Origin of the sequence: Actinomadura madurae, assembly GCF_900115095.1 — a bacterium.
GTDB lineage: Bacteria > Actinomycetota > Actinomycetes > Streptosporangiales > Streptosporangiaceae > Spirillospora > Spirillospora madurae.
The window spans coordinates 57,331-69,419 of the sequence record NZ_FOVH01000012.1; the positions used below are offsets into that span (position 1 = coordinate 57,331).

Below are 12,089 nucleotides of genomic sequence, written 5' to 3' on the forward strand. Positions count from 1 at the left end.
GGTAGGGTAGCGGCCCCGGTCGCGCCCGGCCGCCGCCTCCCGGACAGTGGGACGCGGGCGGGCACGAGTCAGGCGGGGGAGAGCAGACCGTCGTCGCGGATGCCGCGCAGGACGTCCCGGGCGGCGTCGAGCGTCCGGTCGACGTCCTCCCGGGTGTGCGCGGCGGAGATGTGGTTGCGCTTGAGCGAGAGCGGGAGCATCAGGAAGCCGCGGTCGGTCATGCGGCGGTGGAACGCGACGTAGGCGTCGTCGTTGTTGCGCATCAGGTCGCGGTACCCGCGGACGGGGCCCGCGGCGAAGTACAGGCTGAACACGCCCCCGAAGCCCGCGGCGGTGGCCTCGATGCCGAGCTCCTCGCAGATCCCGGCCAGCCCGGCGCGCATCCGCTCGCCGAGCGCGTGCGTCCGCCGGTAGAAGTCCGGATGGTCGAGCAGGTACCGGATGGTGGCGATCGCGGCGGCGGACGAGACCGGGTTGCCGTTGAACGTGCCGGCCAGCAGGACGTCGCCGCCCGCGGAGCTGAAGCGCTCCATCAGCCGGCGGGGCCCGGCGAGCCCGGCGATCGGGTAGCCGTTGCCCATCGCCTTGCCGAACGTGGTGAGGTCCGGCCGGACGCCGCAGACCTCCTGGTAGCCCCCCGGCGCGTGCCGGAACCCGGTGATCACCTCGTCGAAGATCAGCAGTGAGCCCTGCTCCTGCGTCAGGGCGCGCAGCCCCTCGACGAACTCCGCGGACGGCACCAGCGCGCCGACGTTGTGCGGGATCGGCTCCATGATCACGGCGGCGATCCGCTCCGGGTGCGCCTCGTACAGCGCGCGCACCGAGTCCAGGTCGTTGAACTCGGCGATCAGCGTCGCGCCGAGCGCCTCGGGCAGGATGCCCTCCGACAGCGGGTCGGCGCCGTAGGCGCGCTCCGGCGCGGAGATCACGTTGCGGGCGACGGCGTCGTGCCAGCCGTGGAAGCCGCCCTGGAACTTGACGATCAGCGGCCGGCCGGTGACGGCGCGCGCCAGCCGGATCGCCTGGGCGGTGGCCTCGCTGCCCGACATCGCCGAGATCATCTGCTCGGCGGACGGGATCGTGTCGGCGACCAGCCGGGCCAGCTCGATCTCGGGCTCGGTGACGCCCCAGCCGACGAGGTCGATGCCGCCGATGGCGGCGCGGACCGCGTCGTCCACCTCGGGCGCGGCGTGGCCGAGCAGGATCGCGCCGAACGCCGCGTGGTAGTCGAGGTAGCGGCGCCCGTCGGCGTCGGTGACGTAGGCGCCGGACGCGGCGGTCAGCGCGTGCGGCCGCCCCACCAGGCGGGTGGCGGAGTTGACGCCGCCGGGGATCACGGCGCGGGCGGCGGCGAGCAGCCGCGCGCCGCCGGAGGTCTGCCCGGCCAGCTCGGCGGTGGTCATTCTGATGGCCCCCAAGGTCCTTGACGACTTTCGGCCGAATGGTTCATGGAAAGGTGTTCCATGTCAAGGTCGAACTTGAATGAAAGGTGTCTGAGCAGCCACGAGTCGAGATTTTCTTGAACACCCCTTGACACATGAATGACCGGTCGCTCAGGATCCGTCGACATGGAATCCGATTCCGTGCCGATGCCGACGCTGGTCGTCGGCACCGGCTTCATCGCCGCGCAGCACGCCGCCGCGATCCATGCCGAGCCGCGGCTGGCGCTCGCCGGGGTGGTCGACATCGACCCCGGCCGGGCCGCCGCCGCGTCCCGCGCGAACGACGGCGTGCCGTGGTTCACCGACCTCGCCGCCGCGCTGGCCGAGTCCGGGGCGTCCGGCTGCGTGGTGTGCACTCCGAACGACACCCACGCGGACCTCACCGTCCAGATCGCCGAGGCGGGCGCGCACCTGCTGATCGAGAAGCCGCTCGCCGTCGACGTCGCCGGCGCCCGGCGCGCCGTGGAGGCGTTCGCCGCGGCCGGGCGGGTGCTGATGCCGGCGCACAGCCACCGCCACTACGACTACGCGCGGACGGTCAGGGACGTCGTCCGGTCCGGCGAGCTCGGGACGGTGGAGCTCGTCCGGCTGTCCATCCTCGGCGGGTGGATCTGGCCGGACTGGCGCGGCTGGATGCTCGACCCCGCCCGCTCCGGCGGGCACGCGCTGCACAACGGCGTCCACCTGCTGGACCTCGTCACCTGGTGGACGGGCGGCACCCCCGAGACCGTGTACGCGCGGGGCCGCCGCCAGACCGCCGCCGAACTCGGCATCCACGACTACCTGGAGATGACGGTCGGGTTCGCGGACGGCACGGCCGCCGTGTGCGAGATGAGCCGCGGGCACCGCCCCGCCTCCTTCGCCCGCCGCGACGTCATGGTCGCCGGCACCGGAGGGATCCTCACGATCCCGTGGGACGCCGAGGCCGGAACGGTCACCGACGAGTCCGGCACCGCGCTGCTCCCGCCCGGCGGCACCGACGGGTTCGCCGCCCAGATCGCGGCCTGGGCCGACGCGGTCACCGGCGCGCCGCCCGCGGTGACCGGCGCGGACGGCCTGCTCGCCGTGGCGATGGGCGTCGCCGCCGAGCGTTCGATCGCGAGCGGCCTGCCCGTGCGCGTGACCGACGTCCTCAAGGAGGCGCCGTGAGGAACGGGCGTGCCATGCGCGTGCTGAAAGTGCTGCCCTGGGGGTCCAGCGGGTTCGGGACCCAGGACCACCAGCACGACATGTACCTCCCCGCGTTCCACGAGCATCCAGGGTTCACGGTCGTGGACTCCGCCGCGTCGAGCCTCACGGCCGCCGCCCGCGAGACGGGCGCCGACGTCGTCTGCGTGTGCGCGCCGCCCGCCGAACGGGCCGCGCGCGTCATCGAAGCCCTGCGCGCCGGCTGCCACGTCCTCGCCGACAAACCCCTCGCCCTGGAGACGGCGGACGTCGAGGAGATCGCGGCGGTCGCCGCCGAGACCGGGCTGGTCTGCATGCCCGCGCACCACCACCGCTTCGGCGCCGCCGTCCAGTCCGCCCGGGACGCGCTCGCCTCGGGACGGATCGGGCTCCCCTGGAACGTCCAGGCCGACTTCCTCGTCGACGGCGGCGACCCGTGCCCGGACGGCGAGCTGGTCAACTTCGGCCTCTACCCGGTGGACGTGGTGCGCGCCCTCACCGGGCAGGCCGTCCGCCGCGTGCACGCCCTGCCGGTCCGCGACCGCGCCCGGCTGACCGTCCTGCTGCTCGACCACGAGCACGGCCTGACCAGCACGATCACGGTCGGCCGGCTGCGCGGCACCGCGGACGCGCCGGGCATGGCGCTGCACCGCTACCGCGTCAGCGGATCCGGCGGCGTCATGGACGTCGACGCCGCCCGCCCCGGCGCGTCCGTCCGGACGGTGGCCGGGAACCGGCACGCCTGGCACGGCCCCGGCACCGTCGGCCGCATGCTCACGGCGCTGCACGCCGCGATCGTCACCGGGCGCCCGCCCGAGGCCGGTCCCGCCGACGCCCTCGCCGCGCTGCGCGTCACCGCTGCCGCGGCCCGCTCGCTCGCCCTCGGCACGCCCGTGCCGCTCGACTCCCCGGAGGTCTGAACGATGAAGCTCGCCACCTACCGCCTGCCGGACGGCGAGGTCCGGCACGGCGAGGTCACCGGCGACCGGGTCACCGACCTCGGCCCTGGCGACCTCGGCGCGGTGATCGGCGCGCTCGGCGCGATCCCGTCCGGGACCGGCGCCGCCCACCCCCTCGACGAGGTGACCCTGCTCGCGCCGCTGCGGCGGCCCGGCAAGATCCTCGCGGTCGCGGCCAACTACCAGGAGCACGTGACCGAGACCGGCGGCGACCGGCTCGACAAGTCGCGGATCTCGCCGCGGCTGTTCATCAAGCCGGTGACCGCCGTCAGCGGCCCCGGCGAGGAGATCGCGCTCCCGTCCGTGAGCCCGAGCGTCGACTGGGAGGCCGAGCTGGTCGCGGTGATCGGGCGCGGCGGCAAGGACATCCCGGTCGGGGACGCGCTCGGCCACGTCGGCGGCTACACGATCGGCAACGACGTGTCCGCCCGGAAGATGGACTACGGCCACGAACGCGACACCGAGGACCCCGCGGTCGCGTTCTTCGACTGGCTGAACGGCAAGTGGCTCGACGGGTTCGCCGCGCTCGGCCCCTGCCTCGTCACGGCGGACGAGGTGCCCGACCCGCAGAAGCTCGAGGTGGCCCTGGAGGTCAACGGGCGGGTCCGGCAGCGCGGCGACACCGGTCAGATGATCTTCAACGTCGCGGAGCTGGTGGCGTTCGCGTCCCGGCTGATGACGCTGGAGCCCGGCGACGTGCTGTACACCGGCACGCCGTCCGGGGTGGGGCTGGCATCGGGGGAGTTCCTGTCCGCAGGCGACGAGATGACGGTCCGCGTGACCGGGCTCGGAAGCCTGGTGAACCGCGTCCGCTGAGCGGACCAGTGGCCGGGCGGCGTCCCGGCCACCGCCGAGAAGAGGCAAGTCATGACCATTCGTTCCGGCACAGCGAGGGCCGGCAGAGCGAGGGCCGGCCGGGGGGCCGCGCGGCGGGGCGCCGCGGCCGTGCTGGGCGGCGTGCTCGCGGCGGGCGCGCTCGCCGCCTGCAGTTCCGATCCCACGCAGAAGTCCTCCGGCGGGGACGCCGGCGTGCTGAACATGTACCTGTACCAGAAGCCGAAGACCTTCAGCCCGCTCGCGCCCAACAACGGGCCCGACCAGCTCGTCATGTCGTTCGTCTTCGACTCGCTGTACGGCGCGGACGCGTCCTACGGCCTGAAGCCGCACCTGGCCGCCGCCGCGCCGCAGGTCTCCGGCGACGCCAAGACGATCACGATCTCCCTGAAGCCCGGCCTGAAGTGGAGCGACGGGACGCCGCTCACGGCGAAGGACGTGGTGTTCACCTACACGGCCCTCGCCAACCCCGCGACGGGCAGCGCCCAGGCGGGCAAGTTCGCCGCCGTGACGGGCGCGAAGGACCTCGCGGACGGCAAGGCCGACGCGCTCAAGGGCGTCACCGCGCCGGACGCGACCACCGTGAAGATCACGACGAGCCGGCCGGCGGCGGGGCTGCCCGGCCTGATCGGGAACACGCCGATCCTGCCCGAGCACGTCCTCGGCAAGGTCCCGGCCAAGGGCCTCGGTGACAACGCGTTCTTCACCAAGCCCACCGTCGGTGCGGGCGCGTTCACGTTCGTCGACTACAAGACCGACCAGTACGTCGAGCTGAAGGCCAACCCGAACTTCCGGGACCCCGTCTCGATCAAGAAGGTGTTCCTGAAGCCGGTCACCTCCGACGTCGCCACCGCCCAGCTGCGCACCGGCGAGATGGACCTCACCCAGGTCTCCCCGACCGACCTGCCGACCGTCCGGACGATGGACGGCGTCAAGGTCGTCTCGGCCAAGAGCCCCGGCTTCACCCGGATCGCCGTCAACCAGTCGCAGAGCCGGTTCAAGGACGTGCGGGTCCGGCAGGCCCTGCTGACCGCGATCGACAGGAAGGGCCTGGTCGGCAAGGTGCTCGGCGGCGCCGGGACGGTCGTGAACACGAGCTTCTACGGCGATCTCGCCTCGTCCGCGGGGGAGCAGTACGCCTACGACCCGGCGAAGGCCAAGAGCCTGCTCTCCGCGGCCGGCTGGGACGCCTCCGAACCCGTGACACTGTCGTGGATCCCCGGGCAGCGCGACCGCGACACCGCCGCGACGGTGATCCAGAGCCAGCTCAAGGCCGTCGGCGTGAACGTCGAGCTCAAGCAGGTGCAGGCGGACGAGCTGCTCTCGTCCTACGAGAAGAAGAGCTTCGACCTGGCGCTGTTCGGCGGCGGCAACTACGCGACCGAGCCGTCCACCGTGGCCACCATCGACGCCTGCGACCAGGCCTACCCGGCCGGCGGGAACATCGGCCGCTTCTGCGACAAGGGGCTGGACGGCCTGCTGGCCAAGGCCGACTCGGTCGCCGCGCCGGCCGAGCGCACGAGCCTGTTCCAGCAGGCGGCCAAGACCGAGAACGCGCAGGTCCCCTACCTGTGGCTGTACAACCCGGACACGGTCTGGGCCTACCGGACCCGGCTGTCGGGCTTCGAGCCGTCCGGCATCCCGACGAACGAGGTCGGGTTCTGGGACTTCGCGAACTGGAAGCTGAGCTGACCCGCCCGGCGGCCGGGGGCGCGCGCCCCGGCCGCCGGCCGGTACGGACGGAAGGAGGTGAGGCGTGGCGGCCTACGTCATCCGGCGCCTGCTGGTGAACGTGCTGGTGTTCGTGCTGATCAGCATCGGCATCTTCGTCCTGGTGCGGGTCGCTCCCGGCGATCCGGTCCGCATGATGGTCGACCCCGAGCAGATGCGCGGCGGCGGCGCGGCGTTCATCGAGGCGAAGCGGCACGAGCTCGGCCTGGACCGGTCGGTCGTCGTCCAGTACTGGCACTGGCTGTCGGGCGCGCTGCACGGCGACTTCGGGTACTCCTACGTCGGGCACCGTCCCGTCTCGGCGGTGCTCGGCGAGCGGCTCGGCCCGACGCTGCAGCTCATGGGCGCCGCCCTGGCGGTCGCCCTGGTCGTGTCGGTCGCGCTCGGCGTGGCCGCGGCGCTGCGCCGCAACACCGCCGTCGACTACGGCGCGACCGTGCTGGGCCTGGCCGCGGTGTCGGTGCCGCCGTTCTTCCTCGGCATCGTCGGGATCTACCTGTTCTCGCTGAAGTGGCAGCTGCTCCCGTCCGCCGGGATGACCACGCCGGGCGGGGGCGGGCCCGCCGACCAGCTGCGGCACCTGGTCCTGCCGGGGCTGATCCTGGCTTTCGTCACCGCGGGGCCGTTCACCCGGTACGTGCGCGGCGGCCTCGTGGACGAGCTCGGCGCCGACTACGTCCGGACGGCCGAGGCCAAGGGCGCGTCCCCGGCCCGGGTCGTGCTGCGGCACGCGCTGCGCAACTCCCTCATCCCGCTGATCACCGTGGTGATGTACCAGATCCCGCAGATGCTGGCGGGCGCGGTGGTGATCGAGCAGGTCTTCGCCTGGCCCGGCATGGGCCAGCTCGCGGTCAGCTCGATCGGCCAGCACGACTACCCGGTCATCGTCGGCTTCGCGCTGTACGTGGCCGTCCTGGTGCTGCTCTGCAACCTGATCGCGGACGTCCTGTACGCCGTCGTCGACCCGAGAGTGAGCCTGCGATGAGCGCGACACCCGCCGGCACGGCGGTGCGGAAGACCGGCGATCCGGGCGCGTCCGCGTCGCCGCGGGCGCGGGCGGTGCGCCGGTTCCGGCGCAACCGGCTCGCCGTCGCCGGGAGCGCCGTGCTCGCGGCGGTGGTGCTGCTGACGCTGCTGGCGCCGCTGATCGCGGGCCATCCGCCGAACGCCGTGGACCTGGACGCCGTCCGGCAGGGGCCGTCCGGCGCGCACTGGTTCGGCACCGACGCCTCCGGCCGCGACGTGTTCGCCCGGACCCTGTACGCGGGACGGGTCTCGCTGCTGGTCGGGCTGACCGCGGCCGTCGGCGCGATGGTGGCCGGGACGCTGCTCGGCGCGGTCGCGGGCCTGTTCGGCGGCATCGTCGACAACGCGATCATGCGGATCGCAGACATCGTGATGTCGTTCCCGACCGTGGTGGTGATCCTCGTCCTCGCCGGGATCGTCGGGCCGAGCGTGCCGGTGCTGATCGCCGCGATCGGGGTGACGCAGTGGCCGGTCGCCGGGCGGGTGGTGCGCGGCGTGACGCTGTCGCTGCGCGACCGCGAGTACATCCAGGCCGCCGAGGCGGCCGGGGCGAACGGGTGGTGGCTGATCCGCAGGCACATCGTCCCCGCGGCGCTGGCGCCGGTCACGGTGACCGGCACGCTGGCGGTCGCGCAGGCGATCATGCTGGAGACCACCGCGTCGTTCCTCGGCCTCGGCGTCCGGCCGCCCCGGGCGAGCTGGGGGAACATGCTGAACGACGCGCAGAACCTGACGCTGATCCAGACGATGCCGTGGCTGTGGATACCGCCGGGCGTCGCGATCGCGGTGACGGTCCTCGCCGTCAACTTCGTCGGGGACGGCCTGCGCGACGCCGTCACGCCGGGAGGCCGGACATGACCCGGCCGCTGCTGGAGATCGAGGACCTGGTCGTCGAGTTCGACGGCGACGAGGAGACCGTCCGGGCCGTGGACGGCGCCGGCTACAGCGTCGCGCCGGGCGAGACGCTCGGCGTCGTCGGCGAGTCCGGGTCGGGCAAGAGCGTCACCGCGATGTCGGCGCTCGGGCTGATCAAGCCGCCCGGCCGGGTGGTGTCGGGGCGGGTCGTGTTCGACGGCTCCGACCTGCGCGCGATGCCCCCGCGCGAGCTGCGCGGCCTGCGCGGCGGCCGGATCGCGATGATCTTCCAGGATCCGATGACGGCGCTGAACCCGGTCGTGCCGATCGGCGCGCAGATCCGCGAGGCGTTGCGGCTGCACCAGCCGGGCATGTCGCGGGGCGCGGCCCGCAAGCGGGCCGCCGAGCTGCTGGAACTCGTCGGGGTGCCGGGGGCCGCGCGGCGGCTGAAGCAGTACCCGCACGAGTTCTCCGGCGGGATGCGGCAGCGCGCGATGATCGCGATGGCCATCGCCAACGACCCCGACCTGTTGATCGCGGACGAGCCCACGACCGCGCTGGACGTGACCGTCCAGGCCCAGGTGCTGGACCTGCTGCGGCTGACGCGGCGGGAGACCGGCGCCGCGACCGTGCTGATCACCCACGACCTCGGGGTGGTCGCCGAGCTGGCCGACCGGGTCGTGGTGATGTACGCCGGGCGCGTCGTCGAGCACGGCCCGGTCGCCGCGATCTTCGAGGCGCCCCGGCACCCGTACACGCGGGGCCTGCTGGAGAGCCTGCCCACGCTGGACGGCGACGCCGGCGACCTGACCCCCATCCCCGGCTCCCCGCCGACGCCCGGCGAGATCCCGCGGGGGTGCGCGTTCGCGCCGCGCTGCCCGCTGGCCCGCGACCGGTGCCGCGTGGAACGCCCCGACCCGACCCCGGCCGGGACGGGACGCGCGAGCGCCTGCCACTTCCACCACGAGCTGGCCGAGGAGGACATCGATGGCCGAGCCTGACGAGATCCTCGCCGTCTCCGGCCTGGTGAAGCACTACCCGGTGCGGTCGGGTCCGCTGCGCCTGCGGACCGGCGCCGTCCACGCGGTCGACGGCGTCGACTTCTCCCTGCGCGCGGGGCGCACGCTCGGGCTGGTCGGAGAGTCCGGCTGCGGCAAGACGACCACGGGACGCATGGTGGTGCGGCTGCTGGAGCCGACCGCCGGGCGGATCGTCGTCGCCGGGCGGGACGTCACCCGCGCCCGCGGCGCCGAGCTGCGCGCCCTGCGCCGCGACCTGCAGCTGGTCTTCCAGGATCCGTACGCGTCGCTGTCGCCGCGGATGACCGTCCACGACATCGTCGCCGAGCCGCTGCGCGTGCAGGGCCGCTACGCCGAGGGCGGTGAGAAGCGCGTCGCCGAGCTGCTCGACATGGTACGGCTCGCGCCGTCGCACGCCCGCCGGTACGCGCACGAGTTCTCCGGCGGGCAGCGGCAGCGGATCGGCATCGCCCGCGCGCTCGCCCTCGGCCCGAAGGTCCTGGTGCTGGACGAGCCGGTCAGCGCGCTGGACGTGTCGATCCAGGCGCAGGTCGTCAACATGCTGCGGGAGCTCCAGCGCGAGCTGGGCGTGGCGTACCTGTTCATCTCGCACGACCTGTCGGTGGTGCGGCACGTCTCGCACGAGATCGCCGTCATGTACCTCGGGACGATCGTCGAGCAGGGCACCCGGGACGAGATCTTCCGGAGCCCGGCGCACCCGTACACGCAGGCGCTGCTGTCGGCGGTCCCGTCGCCGCGTCCGGGCGGGCGCGGCGGCCGGGAGCGGATCACGCTGACCGGCGACGTGCCGAGCCCGATCGACCCGCCGTCCGGCTGCCGCTTCCGCACCCGCTGCTGGAAAGCGCGGGACGTCTGTGCGACCGAGGCGCCGCCGCTGGTCGCGCGCCCCGGCGCCGGGCATCCCGTCGCCTGCCACTTCGCCGAGGCCGACGTCCCGGCCACGGCCTGACCGCTCTCACCCGGAGGAGACCCGTGCACCACGACGCAGACCGACGCCTGGCCGCCGCCCCCGAGGAACCGGGGCCCGCAGGGGAGCGGCCGCCCGTCGCCGCCGTCCGCCGCACCGGCGCGACCCTGATCGCCTCGGGGCAGGTCGCCGCCCGCGACGGGAAGCTGCTCGCCGAGGGCCGCGTGGGGGAGGACGTCACCCTCGACGCGGCGCGGTCCTGCGCCTGGCAGTGCGCCCGGAACGTCCTGACCGCCGTCCGGGACGAGCTGGCCGGCGACGGCGGCCTCGGCGCGGTCGAGCACGTGGAGGCGGTGTCGGTGTGGGTGGCGTCCGCGCCCGGGTTCACCGACCAGCACCTGGTGGCCGACGCGGCGACGGCGCTGTTCACCGAGGTCCTGGGCGAGTCCGCCGGGCGGCACGCGCGGGTCGCGCTCGGGGTGGCGGCGCTGCCGACCGGGAGCCCGGTCGAGGTGCAGGCGACGTTCCGGCTGCGGACGCAGGCGCCGTGACGGACCTGCTCATCGCCGGCGGGAAGGTCGTCGACGGCACCGGGGCCGCCCCGCGCCGCGCCGACGTCGCGGTCGCGGGCGGGCGGGTGGAGGCGATCGGCGACCTCGCGGAACGTCCTGCGGCGCGGACGGTGGACGCGTCCGGGCACGTCGTGTCGCCGGGGTTCGTGGACGTCCACACCCACTCCGACCTGACGCTGCTGTCGTCCCCCGAGGCCCGCAGCGCGGTCCGACAGGGGATCACGACGGTCGTGGTCGGCAACTGCGGCCTCGGCGTGACGCCCGTCGCCGACGCGTCCCGGGACCACCTGGAAGCCCTGCGCGCGGCAGCGGGCTACCTGGACCTGGACCCGGCCGTCCGCTGGGACTGGACGGACCTGCCCGGCTACCTCGACGCGCTCGGCGCCGCCCGCCCGGCGGTGAACGTGGCCGCGCTCGTCGCGCACACGCCGCTGCGCGCGGCGGCGGCCGGCTTCGGCGACCGTCCCGCCGACGCCGCCGCGCTCGACCGGATGCGCGGCCTGCTCGGCGACGCGCTCGCCGCGGGCGCCGCCGGCGTCTCCACCGGCCTCGTCTACGCGCCCGTGTGCTACGCCCGGGACGACGAGCTGGAGGCGCTCGGCCGCACGGCCGCCGCACACGGCAGGCTGTTCGCCTGGCACGTCCGCGACTACGCCGACGGGCTGCTCGACTCCGTCCGGCAGGCGCTGCGGGTCGCGGCGGCGACCGGCTGCCGCACCCAGATCTCGCACCTGGTCGCCGTCGGCCGCCGCAACCACGGCTCGGTCGCGCGGGCGCTGGAGCTGATCGACGCCGCCCGCGACGAGGGCCTGGACGTCGCCTTCGACATCTATCCCTACCTGGCCGGGAACGCGCCGCTGTCGCAGCTCCTGCCCGCCTGGGCGCAGGACGGCGGCGAGGGCGCGATGCGGGCCAGGCTCACCGACCGTACCGTCCGCGCGCGGATCGCGGACGAGTGGCGCGACATGCCGAACACCTGGGACCAGATCGCCGTGGGCGGGCGGGCGCTCACCGACCTCGCCGCCGACGCCGGCACCGAACCGCCGCAAGTCGCGCTGGACCTCGTCGCCGAGCACGGCAACGGCGTGCAGATGGTGGCGGGCGGGCGCGGCGAGCGCGACCTGCTCGACGCGCTCACCCACCCGGCCGGGGTGATCGGCTCGGACGGCCAGGCCCTCGACCCGGACGGGCCCACCGGGAGCGGCACCCCGCACCCGCGCTCGTACGGCTGCTACCCGCGGCTGTTCGCCGAGTACGTCCGGGGCGCGGGGGGCCGTCCCGCGGCGGACCGGCTCGGGCTCGCCGAGGCCGTCCGCAAGTGCACGTCGGCGCCCGCCGAGCGGGCCGGGCTCGCCGGGCGCGGCGTGCTCCGCGCGGGGGCGGCGGCGGACATCGTCGTTTTCGACCCCGCCGGGATCGCCGACCGGGCTACGTTCGCAGCACCCCAGCAGTATCCGGACGGGATCCGCGCGGTCGTCGTCAACGGCCGCGCCGTGGTCGAGGACGGCGCGCACCGCGGCGCGCGGCCCGGCGAGATCCTGCGCACCCCCTGATCG

The 12,089-nt window shown here is 74.5% G+C and carries 11 protein-coding genes; 10 read left to right on the forward strand and 1 reads right to left on the reverse strand.

Features of this window, described 5'->3' with window-relative positions; all coding sequences use genetic code 11:
• Positions 1–68 precede the first annotated feature (68 nt).
• On the reverse strand, positions 69–1,403 hold the full coding sequence (locus BM339_RS29810; protein WP_024934091.1) for an aspartate aminotransferase family protein: 1,335 nt from the start codon (positions 1,401–1,403) through the stop codon (positions 69–71).
• Positions 1,404–1,568: 165 nt separating this feature from the next.
• On the opposite strand from BM339_RS29810, the gene BM339_RS29815 reads away from it, so the two are divergent.
• The 10 genes from BM339_RS29815 (at position 1,569) to BM339_RS29860 (ending at position 12,086) form a co-directional block, all read left to right on the forward strand.
• Positions 1,569–2,591: a Gfo/Idh/MocA family protein gene (locus tag BM339_RS29815; RefSeq protein WP_075023008.1), complete on the forward strand. Its 1,023-nt coding sequence runs from the start codon at positions 1,569–1,571 to the stop codon at positions 2,589–2,591.
• A complete protein-coding gene (locus tag BM339_RS29820; RefSeq protein ID WP_143118655.1) occupies positions 2,588–3,529 on the forward strand; it encodes a Gfo/Idh/MocA family protein in 942 nt (313 codons plus the stop codon). The genes BM339_RS29815 and BM339_RS29820 overlap by 4 nt, the downstream gene beginning before the upstream one ends.
• 3 nt (positions 3,530–3,532) lie before the next feature.
• A complete protein-coding gene (locus BM339_RS29825) occupies positions 3,533–4,384 on the forward strand; it encodes a fumarylacetoacetate hydrolase family protein (RefSeq protein WP_021600098.1) in 852 nt (283 codons plus the stop codon).
• A 51-nt stretch (positions 4,385–4,435) separates the two neighbouring features.
• Positions 4,436–6,094, forward strand: a complete 1,659-nt coding sequence (locus BM339_RS29830; RefSeq protein WP_083598086.1) for an ABC transporter substrate-binding protein — start codon at positions 4,436–4,438, stop codon at positions 6,092–6,094.
• A gap of 64 nt (positions 6,095–6,158) precedes the next feature.
• Positions 6,159–7,118, forward strand: a complete 960-nt coding sequence (locus BM339_RS29835) for an ABC transporter permease (RefSeq protein ID WP_083598088.1) — start codon at positions 6,159–6,161, stop codon at positions 7,116–7,118.
• Positions 7,115–8,017: an ABC transporter permease gene (locus BM339_RS29840; RefSeq protein ID WP_075023011.1), complete on the forward strand. Its 903-nt coding sequence runs from the start codon at positions 7,115–7,117 to the stop codon at positions 8,015–8,017. Before BM339_RS29835 ends, BM339_RS29840 begins: the two co-directional genes overlap by 4 nt.
• A complete protein-coding gene (locus tag BM339_RS29845; RefSeq protein ID WP_021599313.1) occupies positions 8,014–9,015 on the forward strand; it encodes an ABC transporter ATP-binding protein in 1,002 nt (333 codons plus the stop codon). Before BM339_RS29840 ends, BM339_RS29845 begins: the two co-directional genes overlap by 4 nt.
• Entirely contained in the window at positions 9,002–10,003 is a 1,002-nt protein-coding gene (locus BM339_RS29850) for an ABC transporter ATP-binding protein (protein WP_021599312.1), read from the forward strand. The genes BM339_RS29845 and BM339_RS29850 overlap by 14 nt, the downstream gene beginning before the upstream one ends.
• A gap of 23 nt (positions 10,004–10,026) precedes the next feature.
• Positions 10,027–10,512, forward strand: coding sequence for a RidA family protein (locus BM339_RS29855; RefSeq protein WP_177287811.1), 486 nt, complete (start codon positions 10,027–10,029; stop codon positions 10,510–10,512).
• Positions 10,509–12,086, forward strand: coding sequence for an N-acyl-D-amino-acid deacylase family protein (locus BM339_RS29860; RefSeq protein WP_075023012.1), 1,578 nt, complete (start codon positions 10,509–10,511; stop codon positions 12,084–12,086). Before BM339_RS29855 ends, BM339_RS29860 begins: the two co-directional genes overlap by 4 nt.
• Positions 12,087–12,089: the final 3 nt, after the last annotated feature.